Raw genomic sequence first — 24,189 nt, 5'->3', positions numbered from 1 at the left:
GGACAGACGGGCCGGGAACGGCGTGCGCGCCCGCGAGTCAGCTCGACCCGCGCGGCGGCTCGCCGGCGCGGGCGAGTTCGGCGGATTCTTCGTCGGAGAAGACGCGGCTGCGGGTGAGGAAGCGGACGCCTTCGGGCGCTTCCACCGAGAAGCCCGCGCCGCGCCCGGGCACGACGTCGATGATGAGCTGGGTGTGGCGCCAGTACTCGAACTGGGCGGCGCCGATGTAGAAGGCGCAGCCGGCGATCTCGCCGAGGCGCACGTCCTGGCCGCCCACCCGGAATTCGCCGGCCGGGTAGCACATCGGCGCGGAGCCGTCGCAGCACCCGCCCGACTGGTGGAACATCAGCGGCCCGTGTCGGCCCCTGAGTTTCTCCACCATCGCGGCTGCGGCGTCGGTGATGAGCACGCGCTCGACCATGGCGTCGTCTCCGGTTCCTGGAAAAGGCCGGGCAGAGGCGAGCCTCCGTCCGGCGAACGCGACCCGTGGGAGGGAGCGCGCCCGGCGCTCCATGCCCGTCGAGAGACGGGCGTCCTTCCGGACGCGCCCTTGCCCGTCGAGAGACGGGCGTCCTTCCGGACGCGCCCTTGCCCGTCGAGAGACGGGCGTCCTTCCGGACGCGCCCTTGCTCGTCGAGAGACGGGCGTCCTTCCGGACGCGCCCTTGCTCGTCGAGAGACGGGCGTCCTTCCGGACGCCCTACGGGGGCGGCGAGACGCCGCCCGTCACTGTGTCGTCGCAGGGCTCAGAAGAAGCCCAGCGCCTTGGTCGAGTAGCTGATCAGCAGGTTCTTGGTCTGCTGGTAGTGGTCGAGCATCATCTTGTGGGTCTCGCGCCCGATGCCCGACTGCTTGTAGCCGCCGAAGGCCGCGTGGGCCGGATAGGCGTGGTAGCAGTTGACCCACACCCGCCCGGCCTGGATGCCGCGGCCGACCCGGTAGTAGCGCAGGCCGCTGCGGGTCCAGACGCCGGCGCCGAGGCCGTAGAGCGTGTCGTTGGCGATGGCGAGGGCTTCCGCTTCGTCCTTGAACCGGGTCACCGAGACCACCGGCCCGAAGATCTCCTCCTGGAAGATGCGCATCTTGTTGTGGCCGGCGAAGATCGTCGGCTCGACGTAGTAGCCGCCCTCGAGTTCGCCGCCGAGGTGGGCGCGGTTGCCGCCGGTCAGGCACTGGGCGCCTTCGCCGCGGCCGATCTCCATGTAGGAGAGGATCTTCTCGAGCTGGTCGGACGACGCCTGGGCGCCGATCATCGTGGTCGGATCGAGCGGGTGGCCCTGCTTGACCTTCTTCACCCGCTCGACCGCCCGCTCCATGAAGCGGTCGTAGATCGAGTCCTGGACCAGCACTCGGCTCGGGCAGGTGCACACCTCGCCCTGGTTGAGCGCGAACATGGCGAAGCCTTCGAGCGCCTTGTCGAAGAACTCGTCGTCCTCTTCCATCACGTCGGCGAAGAAGATGTTGGGCGACTTGCCGCCGAGTTCGAGCGTGACCGGGATCAGGTTCTCGGACGCGTACTGCATGATCAGCCGGCCGGTGGTGGTCTCGCCGGTGAAGGCGATCTTGGAGATGCGGTTCGACGAGGCGAGCGGCTTGCCCGCTTCGAGGCCGAAGCCGTTGACGACGTTGACGACGCCGGCGGGCAAGAGGTCGCCGATCAGCTCGAACAGCGCCAGGATGCTGAGCGGGGTCTGCTCGGCCGGCTTCAGGACGACGCAATTGCCGGCCGCGATCGCCGGGGCGAGCTTCCAGATCGCCATCAGGAGCGGGAAGTTCCAGGGGATGATCTGGCCGACGACGCCGAGCGGCTCGTGGTAGTGATAGGCGACGGTGTCGTGGTCGATCTCGCTGAGCGTGCCTTCCTGGGCGCGCAGCGCGCCGGCGAAATAGCGCCAGTGATCGACGCACAGCGGCAGGTCGGCGTGGGTCGTCTCGCGGATCGGCTTGCCGTTGTCGAGCGTCTCGATGAGCGCCAGCAGGTCCAGGTTCTGCTCCATGCGGTCGGCGATGCGCAGCAGGATCAGCGAGCGCTCGGCGACCGACGTTTTCGCCCACGCGTCCTTGGCGGCGTGCGCCGCGTCGAGCGCGAGCTCGATGTCGAGGTGCGAGGAGCGCGGGATCTCGCACAGCTTCTTGCCGGTGACCGGGCTCGGGTTGTCGAAATAGCGCCCCTCGACGGGCGCGACCCACTTGCCGCCGATGAAGTTGTCGTACCTGGCGCGGATCAACCCGCGCGCGGCGATCTTGTCGATGGCAGCCTGATACATGGTGATCCTCCCTTGCCGAACGTGTCGCCGGCCGGCCCGCTGTTGCGGCGCTCGCCCTGGCGGCGTCTGCGAAATATCTCACCAGCTATGTCGCGGGCACAAGGGTACTTTGGGAGGAACCGCCGCCTCGGCGGGAGGAGGGGCGCCAGAGCGCCTCGGCGCACGGCGGCGGGCGCGCCATGGATTGTCCCAGGGGCCGCGAAGAGGCGTCGCAGCGCGCGGGCGGCTCGACCTGGCCGCCGGCGCCGATCGCTCGCAGCGCGCACGGCGGCGATCGGCGTCGCCCGCCACAGACCCGGCTCGATCGCCCGGGTCGCCGGTCGGGGCGTCAGCCTCGAGCGGTAGCCGGCCCGGCTGTCAGCGCCGACCCCCCCGACGACAGCCGCGGCGAAAGCTCCGCAGCGCCCGAAACGAGCAACCCTATTCAGGATCGACCGCTATTTCATATTACAACAAACGCGGGCGCGCCTGGACGCCAGACTTCGATCATTTCATACGCTGCTGGGGTCAAGACGAATTGTGGAACGATACTCCAGTTGGCGTGTTTCTGTTCGCGTGGCCGGATAGGTAAATGTACGACAACGCTGCCGGTCGCCGTGGGGACGAGACCATTTCGTCGGCCTCGCGACCGTCATCCGTCGTCGAACCGCCAGACGCCCCATTCGCAGGGGCTTCCGTTACGGCGTCAGCGTCAGGAGCTTGGCGCCGCCCTTCCTGAGGTCGTCCTCGCTTCCGGTCAGCACGATCGACTTGCCGTCGTTCCACAGCGGCACGAGGTCGCGGTAGTGGGGCGACAGGATGTGGCCGGATTCGCCGGTGGTGATCATGAAGCGCGACTTCTCGGGGTCGGCGAGGTCGTAGAGGCCGCGGAAGCCGGCGCCGTGGGTGCGCGCGAACGGCCGGTCCTTGGGCGCGTCGAACCCGCCGCCGCGATCGAGCGTGTAGAATCCGCCGCTCGACGGGACGCTGAGGTCGCTCATCCGGTCGAGCAGGGGAACGTGGCTGAACACCCGGTGCTGGAGCAGGCTGACGTGTTCGTTCCCCCAGCGCCACTGGCTCATGTCGGCGCCCTCGCGCGCCACCAGCAGCGCCAGCGCTTCGTCCAGCGCCCGGCCGAGCGTCCGCTTGCAGTCGGGGTCGGGCTTGTCCGGCGCGCCGCACCACTCGGGATGGTCGGTCATCAGCGCGATCAGCGTGGTCGCGGCGAACGGCCCTTTGGCCTGCATGTCGAGGCCGGTCTTCTCCTCCATCAGGATGTGGTGAAGCGCGCCCATGAAGGCGGTGTAGATCAGCGGCTCGGCGCGATCCTTGTCCATCACCCCGTCCCAGTTCGCCACCAGCGACTGGGCTTGCCGCGCGCGCTCGTCCGAGGGCGCGACCCTGGCGAGGAACGGCTGCAACGCCTTGGCCGCCAGCGACAGGCGGTCGCCCTGCATCGTCGCCGAGGTGTCGAGGCTGTGCTTGTCGATTGTGTCCATGAACTGCTGGATCCGGCGGGCGCGGAAGGTCTCCTCCCAGTCCCGGCCGAAGGTCGGCTGATGATCGTCGGCCACGTTGGCGTTGTTGGCGTTGAAGGCGAAGCCGGAATTGGGATTGTGGAGCTGCGGCAGCTCCTCGAACGGCACGGTCCCGATCCAGTCGAAGGCGCCCGACGCGCCGTCGACCGGGGCGAGGCCGTCGCCCGACTTGCGCACCGGAACGAGGCCAGGGCTGAAGAAGCCGATGTCGCCGGCGGTGTCGGCGTAGACGATGTTCTGCGTCGGCGTCTGGTGGAGCCGCAGCGCGGCGAGGAAATCGTCCCAGTTTCTGGCGTCGTCGAGGCGCATGACCGCTTCCATCGTGGTGTCGCGGTCCCCGAGCCCGGTGAAAGCGAGCGCCACCACCGTGCCCGGTCCGGCGAGGCTGGCGAGATCGGCGCTGACGTCGGAGAGCACCGGGCCGTGACGCGTCGTCCGGATCGTGAGCGTCACGTCGGCGCCGCCCTTGACCTTGATCGTTTCCGCGCGCGTCGCGAACGGTTTCGGCCCGTCGGGCGTCAGGTAGCGGGTCGGGTCGGTCGGATCGATCGTTTCGACGAACAGGTCCTGTACGTCGGTGTCGGCGGTGGTGAAGCCCCAGGCGATGTGGTCGTTCTGGCCGAGCAGCACGCCGGGCGTTCCCGGCACGGTGCCGCCCTTGACCCAGCCGTCGGGGGTGACGATGCGGGCGAGGTACCACAGGATCGGCGCCCCGAGGCCGAGGTGCGGGTCGTTGGCGAGGATCGGCTTGCCGGTGACGGTGCGCGAGCCGGCGACCACCCATTCGTTCGAGGCGCCGCGGTTCAGGCCGGTGAGCGCCCCGATCGCGTCGTCGACGTCGTCGGCGCTGGCGTGCTTCTCGGTGAGCGTCGGCTGCGTGGTGACGGGATCGCCGGGCCGCGCGCCGGGGAAGAACCAGCCGACCTCGTCGGGGCCGAGTTTTTGCGCGATGTGGGCGCGCAGCGCCTCCTGCTCGCGGTTGTGCGACAGTTCGAGCGCCATCAGCTTGCCCCAGACCAGCGAGTCCGCCGGCTTCCACGGCTCGGGCGTGACGCCGACCAGCAGGAACTCGGGCGGCAGGTCGCCTCGACGCGCGTCGAGCCAGGCGTTGACGCCGTCGGAATAGGCCTGGAGGCGCTTCTGCGCCTCGGGCGAGAGCGCCGCGAAGCTCGCCTCGGCCGCCGGGTAGAAGCCGAGCGTGCGGATGAACTTGTCGACCTTCACGAGATCGGGGCCGAAGGTCTCGGCCGCGCGCCCCTGGCCGACCCGCCGGCTCACCTCCATCTGGAACAGCCGCTCGCTGGCGTGCAGCCAGCCGAGCGCCCGGGCGGCGTCGTCCTTGTTGGCCGCGAACACGTGCGGCACGCCGTAGCCGTCGCGCCAGACCCGCACCTCGGCCGAAAGGCCGGCCAGCTTCTCCGTCCCGGACGTGACCGGCAGCGCCCGCCAGAACAGCCAGGCCCCCGCGACGCCCGCGACCGCCGCGGCGAGCGCCAGCGTCACGACGGCGCGGACAAACCACTTGATCAGGCGCCAGCCCATGTTTCCCCTCCCGGTGCGATCGTCGCCGGCAATCAACCCCCTCTCGGCGTCAAAGTCCACGACCGATTTGGTCGCGTCGGGCGCTCCCGAGCCGCGTCGCGCCCCTTTCCCGAGCAAAGCCCGAGGGAGCGGAGCGGCGACCGCGGGCGCCCCCCGGGCTGACGGCAAGGAATTGAATGTTTTGCCGCTTTCGGCCTAGCGGCGGAAAAGAGCGCGCCGTAAACATAGGCGCGGGCGCGACCGCGCGACGCTGGTCATCCAGCCGTAATTCACGCCTGTCAACACATCGAAGTCGATCCCCCAGAGAAACGACACGGGTAGCCCAATGGATGGTCTTGCGACGCAGAACGACATCATCGCCTACATGTTTCGACGGAGCGGGAGCGGGGACCTCGACGCGCTCGCCTGCCTCAAGCTCTGGTTCGGCAAGGACGCCGAAACCGACGCGACGATCGCCGCGAGGTTCGGCTCCCTCGTGCAGACGGCGCTCGCGGGCGGCCTCGACGGCTGGATGGAGACGCCGAGAGGCTCGCTGGCGCTGATGATCCTGCTCGACCAGTTCCCGCGCAACATCTACCGCCATACCAAGGACATGTTCGCAGGGGACGGCCGCGCGCGAGGCGTCGTGGACGCGGGACACGCGTGGCTGGACGTGTTGCGGCCGGAGGAGTGCCTGTTCGTCCCCTGTCTCATCCTGACGCATCAGGAGAACCTGGACGACCAGCGGCAATGCCTCGAATTCTACGACCGCCTGGAGGCGCGGCTGCCGAAGGACTTCCGGGTGTTCAGAACCATTTTCGACGAGCACCTGAGGATCATCGATCTCGTCGGCCATTTCCCCCACCGCGATCATTATTACGGCCGCGAGACCAGCGAGATCGGCCGCCGGCTGCTCGACAATCCGCAGATGCGCTTCGACCTGCCGCTGATCGTCGACGGCGGGGCGCCGCATTTCGGCTACGACGCGCTCAAGCTGTGGCGGGCGACCGAGCACGCGCTCGAGGTGATCGAGCGTCTCGACGCCCTGACCGACGAGCACCGCGCCGACGGCTTCGGCTCGCTCGCCCCGACGTGGCTGACGCCCAAGCAGGTGGTGCGCGTGAAGGAGACCTTTCGCGAGTTCGACCTCGACGGCGACAACGTGCTCGGGCGCGACGAACTGATCCACGTGCTCGACAGGTTGGGCCACCACTATTCGCCCGAGCGGGCGCAGGAGGCGATCGACCGCATCACGCACGAGAGCAATGCGCCCGGCATCCATTTCGATCAGTTCGCGGCCCTCTTGCGCACCGACCTGACGAGCGATTCGGAAAAGCGCCTGCGAAACCGCTTCAAGATGTTCGACCGCGAGGGCCATGGCTATATCGACGAGGAGGAGTTGAAGCTCGCGATCCACGGCATCGACGAACTCGTGACCTCCGAAGAGATCCACGACATGCTGCGGTTCGCCGCCAGGGACGGCGACGGCCTTATCCATTTCGAAGATTTCCTCCGCCTCATGCGCGAACTCGCGGAACTGGACCACAAGGAGGATGAGGAGGAGGGGGAGACGAGCTATTAGTCTAGCGCATGATGAAATCAGGTGGAAACACCCGCCGTCATTGCGAGCCGAAGGCGAAGCAATCCATGCCGCCGCAGTGTCCCCGGCGTGGATTGCTTCGCTTCGCTCGCAATGATGGACCTCAATTCATCCTGACCTGGCGCGCCTTCAGCAGTCCAAGGCTCGACAGGCTCTGCGCCGTCGCGAGCATCGCATCCCCGGGGCTTCTGGGCTTCCAGCCCAGGAGACGCTGCGCTTTCTCCGAAGTGGCGTCCTTCGGCTTGCCGAGCTCTGTCGCCAAACCCCGGATTTCGGGATCGAAGAGCGCGACGAGTCGCAGGAGCCAGTTGGGCAGGCGGCGTGTTGAAATGGCGCGTCCCTCGGCCCCAAGCTTATCTTTCAAGATCTGCGCAGCTTGGTGAACGCTGAGGAAGTGCTCGGCCGTCGCCAGGAACCGTTCACCGCGCGCCGCCGGATTGGTCATCGCTCGGATATGCAGATCGGCCACGTCGCGAACATCGACAAAGCCGAACCACACGTCCGGACACCCTGGCGTATCGCCGTCGATCATTCGCTTCATCATGTGGATCGAGGTCGAAATGTCGGGGCCGAGGGCGGGTCCCAGGATACCGACAGGATTGATCACGGCCAGTTCCATGGTCCCGCCCTCACGGGCGATAAAGTCCCAAGCCGCGCGTTCGGCGATCGTCTTCGACCGCTGATAGGGTTGAACGGTCGGATCGTCGGGATTGGTCCAGTCGCTCTCGGTGAAGGCAGCCTTGTCGGTCTTGGAGCCGTAGCCGATCGCCGCGAACGACGAGGTGAGCACCACCCGCTTGACGCCGGCGTCGCGCGCCGCCTTGAGCACGCGCAGGGCGCCGTCACGGGAGGGCCGTATCAGCTCATTCTCGTCCTTGGGCGCCCTGGCCGGAAAGGGCGCGGCGACGTGGAGCGCATAGTCACAGCCGGCGACGGCCTCAGGCCAGCCGTTGTCGGCATTGAGATCCGCAGCGAAGAACGTCACACGATCGGCGCCGGACCCTGCGCCGCCTTGCCGAAGCATGGCCTTCACCTCGCCGGCGCGCGCCAAATCGCGCACCGTCGTCCGCACCTCATGCCCAGCCGCCAGCAATTGAATCAAGCAATGAGCGCCGAGGAAGCCGGTGCCCCCCGTGACCAGTACGCGCGCCATCTACGGTTCTCCTTTTCTCGAAGTGGGCTCGGTCGGCGAGCGGATGCGCCTGGCGAGCGGATAGGCGGAAGCGGAGCGAAGCGATGACCGACGACGAGGCCGGCCAAGCTCAACCAGACCCTCCCGCGCGCGGCGCTCGCGCTCCAAGCGTTGTCATTTCCCGGGCGTCACAGAGGTTTCCTCATCCGCCATGGGATGCTACACCTTGAACCTAAGTTTAAGGTCAAGGGGCCTTTTGTGCGCATCGGGGCGTTTTCTGGACGGACGGGCGTCGCCGCCTCGCGCATCCGCTTCTCTGAACGACATGGCGCCAAGGCCGCTCGCGGCGTGAACGGCTATCGGGAATATCCGGTCGCAGCCGTGAAAACGCTCAATGCGAGGCGCCCGTCCCGGCCTGCGCGCGCGCCGGAGGCGAGGACGACCGCGCGCCGACGCGGAACTATCCGGCCTCCTTTTGCGTTAACGTTCCATCACGCGGCATTTTGCGTTAACGTTCCATCACGTGGAATTGGCCCGGGAGGAATGCGATGCGGAAGGGGATTGCGGCGGTTGCGGCGATCGCGGGATTCGCGGCTTCTCCGGCGTCGGCCTACACGGCGCTGTACGCGTTCGGCGACAGCCTGTCCGACGTCGGCAACGTCTATGCCGCGTCCGGCGGCAAGATTCCGATCGCGCCCTATTACGATGGGCGTTTCAGCAACGGCCCGAACTGGGTCGACGACCTTTCGGCCGACCTCGGCCTCGGCCCGGTGACGCCGAGCGCGCGCGGCGGCGACGATTTCGCCGTCGGCGGCGCCCAGACGGGGCCGACGATCGTCAATCCCGGCGTTCCGCTCGTCGACCTCGACCAGCAGGTCGACTCCTTCACGACCCTCCATTCCACCGTGTTGTCGCCCCCGAAGACCGGGGCGCTGTACACGCTCGACATCGGCGCCAACGACATCGGCAATGCGCTCGCCGCCGACGCGACGAACAGCGCCGCGCTGTCGACGTTTCTCACGCAGGCGGTCGACAACACCGTGTCGGCGGTCGACAAGCTCTACACGGACGGCGCCCGCGACCTCCTCTTCTATCAGGTCCCGGACCTCTCGGTCGTTCCCGCGTTCGAAAAGTACGGGAGGCTCGCCGGCACGCTCGCCAGCGCGTTCAACCAGGGCGTGCTGAAGGGCCTCCAGCCGCTCGAGGCGCAGGGGCTCGCGGTGTTCGACGTCCCGGTCTTCAACGCGATCCGGAACGTCGTGGCCAACCCGGCCCGATACGGCTTCGCCAACGCCGCCGATCCGTGCTTCAGCGGCAATTACGACACGCCCGGAACGGAATGCGCCGACCCCGGCCAGTACGTGTTCTGGGACACGGAGCACCCGACGGCGGCCGCTCACGCCCTGACCGCCGAGGTCGCCGACGACGTGCTCGAGGGCAAGCCCGATCCGGTCGGCGCGCCGGAGCCCTCGACCTGGGCGATGATGCTGACCGGTCTCGCCGGGCTCGGCCTCGCGCGCGCCGTCCGGCGAGGCTTGCGCGCTCAGAGCGAGAAGGCGACCTTGATCGGAACGTGATCCGAGGGACGCGTCCAGCCGCGCGCCTCACGAAACACCTCCATCCCCGCGACCGCCTCGCCGAGCGCCGGACTGACCCAGACGTGGTCGAGCCGGCGCCCCTTGTCCGCCTTGGCCCAGTCGGGCGACCGGTAGCTCCACCAGGTGTAGAGTTTTTCCTCGTCCGGGACGAACTTGCGCAGCGCGTCGACCCAGGGTCCGGCCTGCTGAGCGTGGGCGAGTTTCTCTACCTCCATGGCCGTGTGGCTAACCACGTTCCGGAGCGCCTTGTGGCTCCAGACGTCGTGCTCGAGCGGCGCGATGTTGAGGTCGCCGACCAGGATCGCCCGGCCGGCCGCGGCCTTCTCCGCCGCCGCCCATTCGGCCATCTCGTCCACGAAGGCCAGCTTGTGGGCGAATTTCGGGTTGATCTCCGGATCGGGCTCGTCGCCGCCGGCGGGCACGTAGAAATTGTGCACGTCGACGCCGCCGAGGGCGCCGTCGAGCGTGACCACGAGATGGCGCGCGTCGCCCTTGAGGCAGAAATCGCGCACGGAATGCGAGGCGAAGGGGATGCGCGAGACGATGGCGACGCCGTGATAGCCCTTCTGGCCGCTGATCGCGATGTGCCGGTAGCCGGCGTCCCGAAACGCGCCGTGCGGAAAATTGGCGTCCGGGCACTTCGTCTCCTGAAGGCACAGCACGTCCGGCGCCTTCTCGGCGAGATAGCGGGTCACGAGGTCGATGCGGAGGCGGACCGAGTTGATATTCCAGGTGGCGACGGAGAAATCCAAAGGCGCGGCCTCGACGGGGGAGACGCCACAAACCCCAGCCAGGCCGCCGACGCAAGGGGAGGGCGGAGCTTTCCCACAAGCGCGGCGCCGGCGACGCGGGACCGGCCATCAAGCGGGGCGCGTGGTCGCCGCGCGACCCGACGGCGCGTGCAGGCCAAGGGACCTCGCAGGGGCGCGCCGGCCGGCCTTCCTCCCCTTGAAGCGCGACGAGACGCTATCCCGCCCGCTTGTCCGCCTCGACCCTGCGGGCGATCGCCGCGTCCTTTTTTTCCGTGTCGCCGGTCGCGCCGGCGTTCAGGATGTCGGTAGCGTCCTGTTCTTCGGCGGCGAGGTCGCCCGGCTTGCCTTCCGTTTCCGGCGTGGCGGTCAGACCCAGATCGGCAGGCTTCCGCCCCTCGTTGCGGGCGGCGGCGGCGAAGGTCGCCAGGGCTTCCGGCTGGCGGTCGTCTTCGGCTGGCTTCGTCATCACATTCGTCCTCCCGGGGTCATCCCCGATCAACGCCGCAAGCGCGCCTGAAGTTCCGCGCCGAAGCGAAAATCTCCGCCGTCCCGACCCGCGGCGAGCGCGAAGCCCGACGCTCCGAGCCTCGGCCCGGCGCAACGTCGCGCGCTACCGTCGGGCGACGACATAGATCATCGGCAGCCGGACCAGCGCCTCGCCCGCCTGCGCCGGATAGGCTTCTCGCAATCCGCTCAGGTAGCGATCGAGGAATTGCGCCCGCGACGGGGCGTCGAGCGGGGCAAGGAACGGCGCGAGGGCGACGGTCCCCACAGCGGCGGCGATCGCCTCGACGCTGTCGAAGGCGCGCAGCGCGGTCGTCTCCCACACCTCGACCGAGGCGCACCACGGTTTCAGGAGGGCGTAGAGCTGCTCCAGCGTGACGTTGAACGGCCGTGTCTTCGCCACCGGCAGGAGCGTGTTCGTCCAGGGGCCGTCGGCCGCGACCAGCCGCGCCGCCGCCCGGTACGGCTCGTAGAGGTCGTTCGGCAACAGCGCGGCGAGCGCGCCGCCGTCGCGCAGTCTCGCGGTCAACCGCGGCAGAAGCCGGCGCAGCGCCGGTCGCCACTCGATCGCGCCCTCGGAGGCGATCAGGTCGTAGGGATCGCGCCCAACGTCCGGCGCGCTGTCCGGCCGCCGCAGGTCGAGCGTTTCGATCACGGCGCCGGGAAAGAGCGCGCCGATGCGCCCGCCGGCCGGCGCGGGCCCGGTGTGCAGCACGCCGATCCGCCGCGGGGCTGCCCCGCCGACCTGGCCGCCGAGATGGCTGAGAAGATCGAAAGCCGGGCGCGCGAGCGCGTCGCGCGCCGCCTCGGGCTCGAGGGGGATGGACGCCGTCATCGGCGTCATTCCTCCCCGACGAACGGGCCGGAAATGGGGCGCCGGGTCCGTGCGCCTCAGCCCCCCTGGCGCAGCACCTCGCGCACCTTTTCCGCGAGCTCGTCCGCCGTGTACGGCTTCTTCAGCCACGCGCCGGAACTGAGGCCGAGGCGGGCGATCGCGGGCTCGGCGTAGCCGGAGGTGAACAGGATCTTGACCGAGGGCTTCATCGCGACCGCCGCCTGGGCGAGTTCGAGGCCGGTCATGCCGCCCGGCATCACCATGTCGGTGAAAATCAGCGCGATCTCCGGCCGCGCCACCAGCTCCGCCATCGCCTGGGCGCCGTTGTCCGCCTCCACCACGGCATAGCCGAGGCTTCTCAGCCGCCGGCTCAGCACGCGGCGCAGGCGCGGGTCATCCTCGACCAGCAGAATCGTCTCCGAGCCCTTCGGCAGCTCAGGCGGGCGGGCGCGGGACGGCCCCGCCTCCGGCTCGGCGGATTCGGCGTAGGGCAGGTAGATGCGCACGCTCGTGCCGTGCCCGGACTCGCTATAGAGCTGGATGTGCCCGCCGGACTGCTTGACGAAGCCGTAGACCATGCTCAGGCCGAGCCCCGTGCCCGAGCCGACCGGCTTGGTGGTGAAGAACGGGTCGAACGCCTTGCGTCGCACCTCCTCGGTCATGCCGCTGCCGGTGTCGGTGACCGTGACCAGCACGTAGCGGCCGGTGCGCACCTCGGGGTACATCTGGGCGTAGTCGGGGTCGAGGCGAACCTGGGAAATCTCGACCGCGAGCCGGCCGCCGCGCGGCATCGCGTCGCGCGCGTTGATGGCGAGGTTGAGCACGGCGTTCTGCAGTTGCGCGCCGTCGACCACGGCCAGAAGCGCTTCCGTCGGGACCGACAGCTCGAGCGCCACCGCTTCGCCCAGCGTGCGGCGCAGCATCTCGGCGAAGCCGGCGACGTGTCGGCCGACGTCGGTCGGCTTCGGGTTGAGCGGCTGGCGGCGCGCGAAGGCCAGCAGCTGGGCGGCGAGCTTCGACCCGTCCTGCGCCGCGCCCTGCGCCTCGCGCGCCAGCTCGCGGTGGTCGGGGTCCTCGAGCATCGGCGCCAGCAGCTCGAGGTTGGCGATGATCGCCGTCAATATGTTGTTGAAGTCATGCGCGACCCCGCCGGTGAGCTGGCCGATCGCGTCCATCTTTTGCGCCTGACGCAATTCCTGCTCCATCTTCTGCCGGCTCGACAGATCGCGGATGAAGCCGGTGAAGATGCGCCGCCCGGCGCCCGTCGCCTCGCCGATCGCCAGTTCGACGGGAAAGATCTTGCCGTCCTTGGTGACCGCCTGCACGAGGCGGCCGTAGCCGATGATCCGCGCCTCGCCGGTGCGCAGATAGTTGTCCATGTAGGTGCTGTGATCGTCCCGGTAGGGCCCCGGCATCAGCACCTTGACGTTCCGCCCGACGATCTCGTCGGGGCTGTAGCCGAACAGAGCGGTCGCCCCGGCGCTGAAGGAGGTGATCACGCCGTGGTCGTCGCTGACGATCATCGCGTCGGGAACCGTCGCCAGAATGGAGCTGAGGTGCGCCTCGCGCGCAGCCAGCTCGGCCTGAGTCCGCCTCAGGCTGGTGACGTCGTGATTGTTCTGCAGCACCGCGTTGGTCGCGCCGTCGGCCGACTGTCGCGTCGTCCACAAGCTCTGGACCGACAGCCGCGAGCCGTCGCGGGCGCGATGGTCGAGTTCGCCCTGCCACGCGCCGCGCTCGGCCAGCGTGGCGACGATCTCGGCGCGCTCAACGGGATAGCGGGTGTCGAGCAGATCATGGACGCGCTCGCCGACGGCCTCCGACCGGGGGTAGCCGTACAGACGCTCGCAGCCCGAGGTCCAATGCAGAATCCGGCCCTCGACATCGTGGATGATCACCACCGCGGCGTCGAGGACGTCGGCGAGCGACGCGAGCTCCGCGTTCATCGCCGCGCCCGGCGGCCGATGGCCACACTCGAATTGGACGTTTCCGCTCAAAATCTCTATGACCTGCGACATTTTGCCCCAGCCTCATGAAACCATGGGCCGGCCCGCTTGTCATCCCTTCGATACACCCGTGACTGTCCTCCGAAAGGATTATCGTCCCCTGCCGAGCTGCCGGGTCGGGAGCCTCTCGTCGATGTGGAAGAGGTCGGGATCGGGCTGGGTCGCCAGGTCGAGGTTGAACAGCGTCACCACGGTCTGATAGCCTTGAGCGTCGATCACCGTCCATTGTTTCAGGGCGAAGGTCGCCGGATCGAAGATCAGCTCGAGGTGCGCCGAGCCGCCGAGCGCCGCCTTGTCCTCGATCTCGATCGTCACCGCCTTCTCGTCCTGGGCGACGCTGAGGACCTGCGTGTCGCGGGCGAGGTCGATGTGGTCGGCGAGCAGGAACTTGAGCGGCGTCTGGCCGATGAAATACTCGTCCTGGGTGTTGAGCTTGTGGTCGATGATGGCGACGCTGCGCCCGTCGGCGATGACCTCGAACCGCGCCGGGTCCGCGTATTTGAACGCCATTTTCCCGGGACGCTGGACCGTCAACTGGCCCTCGGAGCGCTTGCCGCCGGGGGCGATCTGGACGAAATCGGCGGTGATCACGCGCGCGGCGTCGAGCCACGCGTTGGCGCGGGCGACCGCGTCGGCCGCCGACAGGTTGGCCGTCGGTCCGCTCTTCGGCGCCTTGGCGAGCTTGACCGGCTGCTGCAGGTCCAGCGGCGCGTTCTGGGCCGCGGCGCCGGCCGAGACGAGCGCCGTCAGAGCGAGCGCCAGCAATCGCATGCCGTTAGCCATGTCTTCCCCGTGTCCTTTCGCCGGCCGACCGCCGCGCTCTTTCCCATGCCCGCCGCGGGGACGCCAGTGGCGCGGAGTTGTGCGCTTTCTATGGCGAAGGCCGGCGGAAGGGCCGGGTCGGCGTCCGCGCGGGCGCAGCGGCGTCGCGATCGATGGGAAAGCCGCGGCGCGGGCGGCGCTCACGCTTTCGCGTCGCTCCGGACGCCGATGGCGGCGAGCACGTGATCGATCCCCGCCGGCGGAATGTGGAAGAGGCCGTCGTAGGGGTCCATCAATTCGAAGATGAGCAGGAGGGCGCTGGCGACCGCGACCGCGCCGAGCGCCGCCATGACGAGGCTGATCGGGTTGGCGGCCGACGACAGGCCATAGGCGAAGAACAGCAGGAACGACCAGCCCACCACGACGGCGAGCAGGATGGGGGGCAGCGGCGTCGCGAGCTGCCGCGCCATCAGGAGTTGCGTCTGGATCATCGACGCCGACAGGGATTGCGTAGTGGCGACGAGCCGCCGCTCGCCGTCGTCGGCGGGCGCGATCCGGGCGAGACACTCGGCCATGTCGCGCGTGTCCGCCCGCGAAACCGCGTAGCTGATCGCGCCGCGGCGGCGCCGGTCCTCGCCCCAGAACCGCTCCCGGTGGCTCCGCACCTGCCCCTGAAGCAGTTTCCGCCCCTCGAGTCCCTTCGGCCCCAGTTGCTCGAACGCATGGTCGAGTTGCATCACGATCGGCCCGAGCGACAGAGATTCCGTGACCTGCGTGGTGTAGACGCCGTGACTGGTCCAGATCACCAGGCCGAGGACCAGGGCGAGCAGGAGCCCGATCAGACCCGCGATCGATCCGATCATGCCGTGCGCATCGGCCAGCATGGCGGTCGGCGCGGCCATGTGCAGGCCGAAGCCGAGAACGCCGAAGAGGAAACTCGCCGCCGCGATCGCGGCCGCCCTGGTGAGTGCGCGCATGCGTGTCCTCCCGCTCGAGGCGAACGACCCGGCCTATTCGCCGAGCGCCGCGATCGCGGCGGGCGCCGGGATTGGCGATCGCCAGGGCGATCCGCCCGGGCGACCTGGCGTTGACGGCATTGACGTTCTCGTCGGGGCCTCCCCGTCAGGTCGCGCGACGGATGCGGGCGTAGGCGAAGGCGCGTCCGGCGCCGCGGGCCAGCGCCTGGTCGATCCACAGCATCGCCAGGGATTCGAGCAGGCGGCTGTTGACCAGCGGGCCGGCGTCGATCGCCTCGAAGCCGAGGTCGCCGACGAGCCTGAGCGCGACGGCCTTGCGGGTTGCGTCGTCGCCGGCTGCGAACATCACGGGCGGGGCCGGGAAGCGGCGGGCGCCGCCGAGGTTCTCAGCGCCGAGCTGGTTCAGAGTCTTGACGACGGAGGCCTCGGGCGCGAGCGCGGCCAGCGTCTCGCCGCCGGAGGTCGTGTGACCGATCGCCAGTTGCAGCCGTCCGTCGATCAGGGCGAGCGGATTGGTGCAGTCGATCACGGTCTTGCCCGCGAGGCCGCCGGCCGCCGCGACGACGACGGGGACGGCGCTCCAGGGCGTGGCGATGACGACGACGTCGGCGTCCGCCGCGGCCGGCGCGGTCTCGGTCTCGTCCGCGGCGGAGGGGGCCCGAACGCCGTAGACCACCTGATGGCCGGCGGCGGCCCAGCCGCCGCCGATGGCTTTGCCGACGGCGCCCCTGCCGATGATCGCGATCTTCACCCTTCGCCTCCGCGGTTGTTCGGGGCTCAATCTGGGCGCAGACTGATATCGATTCAAATGAAGAGATTTGAAGTCGGATATGGCGCATGTCGATATCAGAAGCCTGGACTTCACCCTCCTGACCGTCCTCGCGAGCCTCCTGCGCACCCGGCGGGCGACCGACACGGCGCGCGAACTGGCGATGACGCAATCGACCGTCAGCCACGCGCTGGCCCGATTGCGCGCGATCTTCGGCGACCCGCTGTTCGTCCGCCGTCCGCACGGACTGGCGCCGACGGCGAGGGCGCTCGCGCTGGCGCCGGACCTCGACCGGCTGTTTGCGCTCGCCCGCGACATGGTCGATTCGCGCGCCTTCGATCTGGCCGAGGCGGCCGGGGTGGTGCGGATCGCGGCCTCCGATTATCACTGCGCGCTGCTCGCGGCGCCGCTGATCGCGCGGCTCGGCGAGGCGGCGCCGAATCTCCGGCTGAGCTTTCGGCCGCTGGTTCGCCGGGCCGCCGTGGAAGCGCTTCGGGCGGGAACGGTCGAGGTCGCGATCGGCCGGTTCGGCGCCCTGCCGGCGTCGGTCGCGTCGAAAACGCTGTTCGACGAGACGTACAGCGTCGTTGCGGCGTCGCGCGGGCATGAGGGCCCCGGCCCTTTCGCCATCGCAGCCTATCTCGCCGCCCGCCACGTCGTGGTGTCGCTCGACGGCGACCTCGAAGGCGTGGTCGATGCGGCGCTGCGGGCGAACGGCATGCGGCGCGAGGTGGTCGCGGCGGTCCCCTACTTCCTGTCCGCCCTCGCGGCGGCGGCGGAAAGCGATGTCGTCGTGACGCTGCCGTCGCGGATCGCCGCGGCCTTTGCGCCGCGCTTCGGCCTCTCGGTCTTCGCCCCGCCCCTGGAGCTCGGCTCGTTTCCGGTCTCGGCCGTGGTGTCCGCCGCGCGCGGCCGAAGCGACCTGGTGCGCTGGCTGGTCGATGTCGTGCTGCCTGCCGCGCGCCCGTAGGGGCGCCGGCGACGGGTCGGGCGCCGGCTTCCGGCTCAGGGCGTCGTCACGGGCTCTTCCGGCCCCGCGAACCGGAGCGGCCGGCCATCGGGTCCCGAAGCGGATCGCTCATTATCACACGCTCCGAAGCGCCGCCTCGACCGCCTCGCCGAGCCGATCGACGATCGCCTCGACATGCGCCTCGGTCACGATGAACGGCGGCGCGAGGAGGACGTGGTCGCCGCGCCGGCCGTCGATCGTTCCGCCCATCGGGTAGACCATCAGACCGCGGGCCATCGCCTCGCGCTTGATCCGCGCATGAAGCTTCAACGCCGGATCGAACGGGGCCCGTGTCGCCCGGTCGGCGACCAATTCCAGCGCCCGAAACAGGCCCCGGCCGCGGATGTCGCCGACGTGCGGGCTCGCGCCGAGGCGTTCGACGAGGCGCAAGCGCAGACGATCGCCCATCGCCCGGACGTTGGCGAGCAGGTCGTCGCGCGCGATCGTTTCCTGCACGGCGAGCGCCGCCGCCGCGGCCATCGGATGCCCCATGTAGGTGTGCCCGTGCTGGAAGGCGCCTGATCCGTCGGCGACAGCGTCGAAGATCTTTCGCGCGAGAAACACCGCGCCGATCGGCTGGTAACCGCCGCCGAGGCCCTTGGCCACGGTCATCAGGTCCGGCGCGACGCCCTCTTGCGTGCAGGCGTGCAGCGTCCCCGTCCGGCCCATGCCGCACATGACCTCGTCGAGGATGAGCAACACGCCGTAGCGGTCGCAGAGTCTTCGCACGCGCCGGAAATAATCCGCCACCGGCGGCACGGCGCCGGCGGTCGCGCCGACCACGGTCTCGGCGACGAAGGCCGCCACCGTCTCCGGGCCGAGCTCGACGAGCTTGGCCTCGAGCGCCCCGGCGGCGCGCGCGGCGTAGTCGGCGTCGCTCTCCCCTTCACGCTGAAACCGGTAGGCGAAGCACGGGTCGACATGATGGGTCTCGATCAGCAGGGGCTCGAACGGGCGCCGCCGCCACGCATTGCCGCCCGCGGCGAGCGCGCCCAGCGTGTTGCCGTGGTAGCTCTGTCGGCGGGCGACGACGCGCCGTCGCTGCGGCTGGCCAATCTCGACGAAATATTGCCGGGCGAGCTTGAGGGCGGCCTCGACCGCTTCCGAGCCGCCGCTGACCAGATAGACGTGACTGACGCCTTCCGGCGCATCGGCGACGAGGCGGTCGGCGAGCTTTTCGGCCGGCTCCGAGGTGAAGAACCCCGTGTGGGCGTAGGCGAGCGCGTCGAGTTGGCGATGGAGGGCGGCGACGACGTCCGGGTGCCCGTGGCCGAGACAGGACACCGCGGCGCCGCCCGAGGCGTCGAGATAGCGCCGGCCGTCGGCGTCGACGATCTCCACGCCCGCGCCCGAAACGGCGACGGGCGGAACGACCTTTGCCGCACGATGCAAAATATGCGTCATTCTCATTCCTCAAAGCCGGGCGTGGCGGGCGGGCGAATCATAGGAACCCGCGAGGCGATCGGAAAGGCGGGCGGCGTGATCGGGGTTCAGCGAAGGCGCGTGGCGATCGCGGTCGCGCCGAACGGCGGCCGCAAGACCAGGGCCGACCATCCCGGGCTGCCGATGACGGCCGACGACCTGGCGCGCGCGGCCGCCGAGTGCCTCGAGGCCGGGGCCGCGATGCTCCACCTGCACGTGCGCGATTCCGACGGCGCCCACCTGCTCGACGCCGAGGCCTATCGCGCGGCGATCTCGGCGATCTGCCGGACGGTCGGCGACCGCCTCGTGGTGCAGATCACCAGCGAGTCGCTCGGGAAATACGCGCCGGCCGAGCAGATGGCGGTGGTGCTGGCGACCAACCCGGAGGCGGCGTCGCTCGCGCTGCGGGAACTCGCGCCGGAAGCCGGGGACGAAAAGCCGTTCGCCGACTTCCTCGTCCGCCTGAAGCGGATGCGGATCTGGCCGCAGATCATCCTCTACAGCCCGGAGGAGGCCGCCCGGCTCGCGGACATGCACAGGCGCGGGGTCGTCCCCTTCGACTCGGTCGCCGTGCTCTACGTCCTCGGTCGCTTCACGCTGCTCAGGACCGCGGCGCCGGCGGACCTGCTGCCGTTTCTCGCGCCCGGCGCGCCCCGCTTCGCCCATTGGAGCGTCTGCGCTTTCGGCCGGCGCGAGGCCGCGTGCGTGACGGCGGGGGCGCTGCTCGGCGGCCATGCGCGGGTCGGTTTCGAAAACAATCTGACGCTGCCGTCCGGAGAGCGCGCCGACAGCAACGCCGACCTCGTCGCCGCCGTGGCGCGGGCGCTCGCCGATCTCGGCTTCGTGAGCGAGGACGCGGATGGGCTGCGAGCGGAGGCGGAGCCGCTGCTGCGCTAGGGATTCCCCCCCCGCCGGAGCAGCGGAATGGGCGCACTCGCGCGGGTGTCGCCAAACTGACGGGAACCTGTGCGACAGGGATATGAAACCGGGATTTTGGAGAGCAGCGCTTGATCGTCGTTCATTGTCTGTCGCAGGCGCCTGCGCCGTCCGCCCCCCTGTCGCGCAAGGTTCTCGCGCCCAAGGAGGCGATCCCGGAGGGTACGATCTGGATCGACATGATCGAGCCGACCGCGGAGGAGGACGAGAAAGTCCAGCTTTTCGTCGGCGTCGCCATCGCCACCCGCGCCGACCCCGACTACGCCGAGCCGCCGGAAGCCCATTACGCAGAGAACGGCGTCCGCTACCTCCAGGCGAGCGTGATCAGCGAGCCGAAGGACACGCCCGACATCACCGACGTCACCTTCGTCATCGCGCCGACGGCGCTGGTCACCGTGCGCTACCACGCCTGCGAATCGTTCGACATCTACGCCCAGAAGCTCTGCAGGGCGCAGGCGGCCGCGCGCTCGCCCGACGCCATCGCGACCGGACTCATCAACACTGTGATCAACCGCTCGGCCCGCGCGCTGAACCAGGTTGGGGTCCGCCTCGACGCGATCGCGAGCCGGGTGTTTCACGCCAAGGAGAAAATGGAGGGGCGCAGCCAGATTTATTCCGACACGCTCTGGGATCTCGGGCTCGAGGACGAGAAGATCTCCAATCTGCGCGAAAGCATGGTGTCGATCGAGCGGCTGCTGCTGTTTCTGATGGCCGACGCGAACGGGGAGGGCGGCAAGGCCGACAAGGCGCAGCGGGCGGCGCGCGAGGCGACCAAGACGGCGCTGCGCGATCTGCAGTCGCTCGAGGAGGACGCGAGCTTCAAGGCGCAAAAAGTGCAGTTTCTGCTCGACGCGACGCTCGGGCTGATCAACCTGGCGCAGAACGACATTATCAAACTCTTTTCCGTGCTCGCGGTCATCTTCATGCCGCCGACCGTGATCGCCTCGATCTACGGTATGAACTTCAAGGTGATGCCGGAACTGGAATGGACGTGGGGCTATCCGTTCGCGCTGCTTCTGATGGTGTGCGCGGCGGTGCTGCCGTATGTTTTCTTCCGCTGGAAGAAGTGGCTGTAGGCTGCGGTTTCCGTCGCGACGAGGAGGCAGGCGATGAGGGAACAGTCCAGGGTGGATCTCGCCAGCGTGGCGCCTGGCTTGGCCTGGGCGTTCGAGTTCGACGGAAGCGGAGTGGGCGCCCTCCTTCCCGAGGATCGACCTGTCGATCTGATTCACGGGCGCCGGTTTGTCTGGGCGCACGTGATTCTGGCCAACGCGCGCACCCGCGACTGGATCGGCGCTCAGGAAGGTCTGCCGGAGGAGGCGAAGGCCGTCCTGCTGTCTCCCGACACGCACCCGCGCCTGGACTGGGGCGGGGACGCCCTGTGGGGCGTTCTCCTGGACGTTCAGCGCGATCTCATGGCCGCCTCGGAGGATCCCACCGACCTCCGGTTCGTTCTGCGACCCCAGTTTCTCCTGACCGCGCGGCGTCACCCGGTGAGGGCGGCCCACGCGCTGAGGGCCAGAATCGAGAACGGCGCCAGGTTCGAGGGAAGCGCCGGGCTGTTCGAGCGCATGCTCGAGGAAGCGGCGGATTCGCTCGGCGCCGCCGCGCAATCGATCGCTGAGGAGATCGACCGCATCGAGGACCGCGTCCTGTCCGAGGCGATGAGCGACGAGACCGGCAAGCTGCTCAAGCTCAGGCGCGCGATCTCGAAGCAGGACCGTCTCGTCCAGGGCGCGCTGAGCGTGCTGGGGCAACTCGATCAGCACCGCTCGCAGAGCGCGCTGGAAATCTACCGCGATCTCGGACGTCGGGTCAGGCAGCGGGTGGCCTCCTTCCATTCCGACCTGCATCTGCAAGGCGACCGGGCCCGGCTCCTTCAGGAAGAGGCGGCGTCGCAACTCGCCTCCGCGACCAACAAGAACCTGTTCCTGCTCACCGTGGTCACGACGCTCTTGCTGCCGCCGGCCTTCGTAACCGGCTATTTCGGCATGAACACGAAAAACCTGCCCTTCACCGAGTCCGACTACGGAACGCTCTACGCCAGCGGCCTGTGCGCGCTCGCCGCGCTCGCCGTCTTCCTGTTGATCCGGCGCTTCCGGATGTTCGCGTGATCGCTCCGGATCGACGTCGCGAATTCCGCATCGGCCACTGGAATTGGGATGGTCTTCGGACGAGGCCTCACCGTTCGCTCGGCGGCGGGAAGAACCATTTGCCGTTGCGGATCGGCAGGAAGACGCCGTCGTCGAGGCCGACCTCGGCGGCGATCAAATCGTTGGCGACCTTGTTGAGCGCGATCAGAAGGTCTCCATGCTTCACCGGATCCATGGCCAGATTGTGTATCTCGTCGGGGTCCTCTTTCAGATCGTAGAGTTCGACGTCGTTCTTGGCGAGCAGCGCCTCCATCGTCGTCGGCGTGTTGAAATCCGTCTGCCCGAAATAGCGGGAAAAGCGATAGCGCCCGTCGAATACGCTGCGGATGCCGACGCGCTCGCCGAAGTCCGGGTCGTTCTTCAGGAATTCCTGGATCTTTTCCGCATCCGTGACCGCGCGCGAGAACATGATCTGAACGAAGTGTTCCGCCCATGCGACGTCCTGATAGGAGAGCATGTTGTAATTGAACAGCGTAGCGGGGCGGACTTCGTCGACCTTCGCCGCGCCGCCCTTCCCGAGCAAGCCCGAGACGTCGCGGCCGACCAGTCCCTCGGCGGCCTTCGCCCGCCTCGACGGTTCCAGACCGGTCAGGGCGATCAGAGTCGGCGCAAGGTCGATCTGCGACGTCAGCGCATCGCAGGTTACGCCGCCCGGATAGGCGGGATGACGGACGATCAGCGGCACGTGGTTCTGCTCCTTGTAGGCGCAGTTGCCTTTGCCGCGCATCTGGTGATGCCCGCCGAGTTCGCCATGATCGGCGTTGAACACGATAATCGTGTTCTGGTCCTGATCGGTGTCCTTCAGCGCCTTCAACACCTGCATGACCTGCTGGTCGCAGTCGCGGATGCAATTGTAGTAGTAGTTTCGCAGGATGCGCCAGCGACGATCCTCGTCCGGCCACGCCCCGACCATCATGTCCTGAATGGACTGATAGATGGCGTGCGCCTTGGGCCGGCCCGGCGCGTCGAGCGGCTGGCTCCTGGTCGCGGGCAGCGGCAGGTCGTCCCAGCGCTCCTGGTAAAGCCGGTCCTGCGGCGTCGGGAAGATCGCGATCGCCGGGTTCCTGCCCTGGACGACCTGACCGGGAAGATCCGAGTCGATGTACATCACGTCGTGCGGATTGACGAAATTGACGGCGAGGAACCACGGCTGGCCCTTGGCGCGAAGCGCCGCGCCCTCGTTTCTCATCCAGCTGACCGTGCGGTCCGTGGTCAATCCGTCGTATGTGAAGCCGCCGAGGCCGCCGTCGATGAGGTCTCCGACGCCAAAAAAGTCGTCGAAGCCGTAGCTGCCGATGATCTTGCGGTAGTCGGCCATCGGCGCATCGATCGCGACCCGCGTCTGATCGAGATTGGCGCTGAGATGCCACTTGCCCTGATAGGCCGCGTGATAGCCGAGGTCGTGCATCCGGTGTCCGATCGTCTTGATCGACGTCGACAGGTCCGGCTGCCACAGATAGTTCAGGTTGTCGAAGACGCCGGAATGCTGGATGTGCGCTCCCGTATAGATGACCGAGCGGGCGGGCGAGCAGACGCAGGACGCCGCCTGGTGGTTGGAGAAGGTGACGCCGTTCGCCCTCAGCCATTCGCGCGCCGGGACCGGGAACGGCCATTTCGGAAAGAAATGCTCCTGGTCGACGAGGATGAACAGAATGTTGTAGCCGGCAGGCGGCGCATCGGGCGCTGAGGCCTGCGCCGCGGCGGCAGGCTTCGCGTGCAGGAGATCGACGCCGAGAATGGTCGCCGCGCCGCTGGCCAGGAGGTCGCGTCGGGACGGTTTGAACTCGGTTCGATCGTCGGACATTCCACCCGTCCTTCTGATCCGGCCTGACTGCACCCCGTTTGTGGCGCGACGGCGGCTCCGCCGCCGGCTGGGAGAAACGAGCCGCGCTACCGCACGCACACATCGCGGCCCTGCATGAACAAAGGTCGTCGCAGTGCGCCTCGGATCATGACGAGGTCGGAAACCCTGGTTTGGCGCACGGCGCGCGCCCATCGGAGCGACGGCTGCGGCTTTCGCAGACAGATGCCGATCCGGCCCTGTTTCGCCGATGTCAGCGCCTTGCGCGAAAGATCCTCGCCGAAGCGTCGCACGCGCGAGACAGCGGATGCGCGGGGCGGCCGCCGCCGGCGGAGGCGACGGCGCCCGTCAGCGCGCCGTTCCGGCGTTCGCGCCCGATGCGGTCAGGGTCCCGCCGCGCACCGTCGTCGCGCCAAAGTAGCGATTGTCTCCCGAAAACGTCGTCGTGCCGGCGGTCGTGGTCAACGTGGCGGGGCCGCCAAGATAGAAAGGCCGGCCCTTCGAGCCGGATGGCGCAGGCGACGCGGCCACGAGTGTCGGGCGACATGCAAAAGGGGACCGGAGGCGACAGGCAAAAGGGTACCACCTCGGCCTGAGAGGAGGCGCCTTTGGTTAACGTTTCGGCTGAG

20 protein-coding genes are annotated in these 24,189 nt (G+C 68.7%); 6 read left to right on the top strand and 14 right to left on the bottom strand.

Annotation, left to right across the window (positions count from 1 at the left end; genetic code table 11):
* Nucleotides 1–37: 37 nt before the first annotated feature.
* The 3 genes from DFR50_RS22590 to DFR50_RS22580 form a co-directional block, all read right to left on the bottom strand.
* Nucleotides 38–421, bottom strand: a complete 384-nt coding sequence (locus tag DFR50_RS22590) for a DUF779 domain-containing protein (protein ID WP_113891533.1) — start codon at nt 419–421, stop codon at nt 38–40.
* A 324-nt stretch (nt 422–745) separates the two neighbouring features.
* Nucleotides 746–2,266: an aldehyde dehydrogenase gene (gene adh / locus DFR50_RS22585; RefSeq protein WP_113891532.1), complete on the bottom strand. Its 1,521-nt coding sequence runs from the start codon at nt 2,264–2,266 to the stop codon at nt 746–748.
* 677 nt (nt 2,267–2,943) lie between these two features.
* A complete protein-coding gene (locus DFR50_RS22580; RefSeq protein WP_113891531.1) occupies nt 2,944–5,325 on the bottom strand; it encodes a penicillin acylase family protein in 2,382 nt (793 codons plus the stop codon).
* A gap of 325 nt (nt 5,326–5,650) precedes the next feature.
* Here DFR50_RS22580 and DFR50_RS22575 point away from each other — a divergent pair, with 325 nt between their 5' ends.
* Nucleotides 5,651–6,886 (top strand): DUF924 family protein, encoded by a 1,236-nt coding sequence (locus DFR50_RS22575; RefSeq protein WP_113891530.1) that lies wholly within the window; start codon nt 5,651–5,653, stop codon nt 6,884–6,886.
* Nucleotides 6,887–7,007: 121 nt separating this feature from the next.
* On the opposite strand, the gene DFR50_RS22570 is transcribed toward DFR50_RS22575, so the two are convergent.
* Nucleotides 7,008–8,057 (bottom strand): SDR family oxidoreductase, encoded by a 1,050-nt coding sequence (locus DFR50_RS22570; protein WP_113891529.1) that lies wholly within the window; start codon nt 8,055–8,057, stop codon nt 7,008–7,010.
* A gap of 527 nt (nt 8,058–8,584) precedes the next feature.
* On the opposite strand from DFR50_RS22570, the gene DFR50_RS22565 reads away from it, so the two are divergent.
* Nucleotides 8,585–9,613, top strand: a complete 1,029-nt coding sequence (locus DFR50_RS22565) for an SGNH/GDSL hydrolase family protein (RefSeq protein ID WP_113891528.1) — start codon at nt 8,585–8,587, stop codon at nt 9,611–9,613.
* Here DFR50_RS22565 and DFR50_RS22560 read toward each other — a convergent pair.
* The 7 genes from DFR50_RS22560 to DFR50_RS22530 all read right to left on the bottom strand — a co-directional run bounded on the left by DFR50_RS22560 (nt 9,580) and on the right by DFR50_RS22530 (nt 16,221).
* A complete protein-coding gene (locus tag DFR50_RS22560) occupies nt 9,580–10,386 on the bottom strand; it encodes an exodeoxyribonuclease III (RefSeq protein WP_113891527.1) in 807 nt (268 codons plus the stop codon). The two genes, DFR50_RS22565 and DFR50_RS22560, sit on opposite strands and share 34 nt — an antisense overlap.
* A 214-nt stretch (nt 10,387–10,600) precedes the next feature.
* A complete protein-coding gene (locus DFR50_RS22555; protein ID WP_113891526.1) occupies nt 10,601–10,852 on the bottom strand; it encodes a hypothetical protein in 252 nt (83 codons plus the stop codon).
* 144 nt (nt 10,853–10,996) lie between these two features.
* A complete protein-coding gene (locus DFR50_RS22550) occupies nt 10,997–11,725 on the bottom strand; it encodes a class I SAM-dependent methyltransferase (protein ID WP_147262859.1) in 729 nt (242 codons plus the stop codon).
* Nucleotides 11,726–11,781: 56 nt separating this feature from the next.
* The gene (locus DFR50_RS22545) at nt 11,782–13,671 is read right to left on the bottom strand and encodes a hybrid sensor histidine kinase/response regulator (protein WP_113891580.1); all 1,890 of its coding nucleotides are present in this window, start codon (nt 13,669–13,671) and stop codon (nt 11,782–11,784) included.
* Between the two features lie 150 nt (nt 13,672–13,821).
* Nucleotides 13,822–14,514 carry a LolA family protein gene (locus tag DFR50_RS22540; RefSeq protein ID WP_113891524.1) on the bottom strand — a complete coding sequence of 231 codons (693 nt, stop codon included), beginning with the start codon at nt 14,512–14,514 and terminating at the stop codon, nt 13,822–13,824.
* A gap of 179 nt (nt 14,515–14,693) precedes the next feature.
* Entirely contained in the window at nt 14,694–15,470 is a 777-nt protein-coding gene (locus DFR50_RS22535) for a bestrophin-like domain (RefSeq protein ID WP_113891523.1), read from the bottom strand.
* A gap of 145 nt (nt 15,471–15,615) precedes the next feature.
* Complete coding sequence (locus tag DFR50_RS22530) at nt 15,616–16,221, bottom strand: NADPH-dependent F420 reductase (RefSeq protein ID WP_113891522.1); 606 nt, start codon at nt 16,219–16,221, stop codon at nt 15,616–15,618.
* Between the two features lie 79 nt (nt 16,222–16,300).
* On the opposite strand from DFR50_RS22530, the gene DFR50_RS22525 reads away from it, so the two are divergent.
* On the top strand, nt 16,301–17,209 hold the full coding sequence (locus DFR50_RS22525; RefSeq protein WP_113891521.1) for a LysR family transcriptional regulator: 909 nt from the start codon (nt 16,301–16,303) through the stop codon (nt 17,207–17,209).
* Nucleotides 17,210–17,323: 114 nt separating this feature from the next.
* Here DFR50_RS22525 and DFR50_RS22520 read toward each other — a convergent pair whose 3' ends face one another.
* Complete coding sequence (locus DFR50_RS22520) at nt 17,324–18,652, bottom strand: aspartate aminotransferase family protein (protein ID WP_113891520.1); 1,329 nt, start codon at nt 18,650–18,652, stop codon at nt 17,324–17,326.
* Nucleotides 18,653–18,730: 78 nt separating this feature from the next.
* Here DFR50_RS22520 and DFR50_RS22515 point away from each other — a divergent pair, with 78 nt between their 5' ends.
* The 3 genes from DFR50_RS22515 to DFR50_RS22505 all read left to right on the top strand — a co-directional run bounded on the left by DFR50_RS22515 (nt 18,731) and on the right by DFR50_RS22505 (nt 21,720).
* On the top strand, nt 18,731–19,567 hold the full coding sequence (locus tag DFR50_RS22515; RefSeq protein WP_245428054.1) for a beta-keto acid cleavage family enzyme: 837 nt from the start codon (nt 18,731–18,733) through the stop codon (nt 19,565–19,567).
* Between the two features lie 110 nt (nt 19,568–19,677).
* Nucleotides 19,678–20,682 (top strand): magnesium transporter CorA family protein, encoded by a 1,005-nt coding sequence (locus DFR50_RS22510; protein ID WP_245428050.1) that lies wholly within the window; start codon nt 19,678–19,680, stop codon nt 20,680–20,682.
* Between the two features lie 33 nt (nt 20,683–20,715).
* Nucleotides 20,716–21,720, top strand: a complete 1,005-nt coding sequence (locus tag DFR50_RS22505) for a CorA family divalent cation transporter (RefSeq protein ID WP_113891518.1) — start codon at nt 20,716–20,718, stop codon at nt 21,718–21,720.
* Between the two features lie 67 nt (nt 21,721–21,787).
* Here DFR50_RS22505 and DFR50_RS22500 read toward each other — a convergent pair whose 3' ends face one another.
* Together DFR50_RS22500 and DFR50_RS33660 are read right to left on the bottom strand one after the other, a co-directional pair.
* Nucleotides 21,788–23,563, bottom strand: coding sequence for a sulfatase family protein (locus DFR50_RS22500; RefSeq protein WP_113891517.1), 1,776 nt, complete (start codon nt 23,561–23,563; stop codon nt 21,788–21,790).
* A gap of 345 nt (nt 23,564–23,908) precedes the next feature.
* On the bottom strand, nt 23,909–24,091 hold the full coding sequence (locus tag DFR50_RS33660; protein ID WP_113891516.1) for an autotransporter-associated beta strand repeat-containing protein: 183 nt from the start codon (nt 24,089–24,091) through the stop codon (nt 23,909–23,911).
* Nucleotides 24,092–24,189 lie beyond the last annotated feature (98 nt).

Origin of the sequence: Roseiarcus fermentans, assembly GCF_003315135.1 — a bacterium.
GTDB classification, from domain to species: Bacteria; Pseudomonadota; Alphaproteobacteria; order Rhizobiales; family Beijerinckiaceae; genus Roseiarcus; species Roseiarcus fermentans.
Note: the sequence above shows the minus strand (reverse complement) of the source record. Positions and strands in the feature narration are given on the sequence as shown.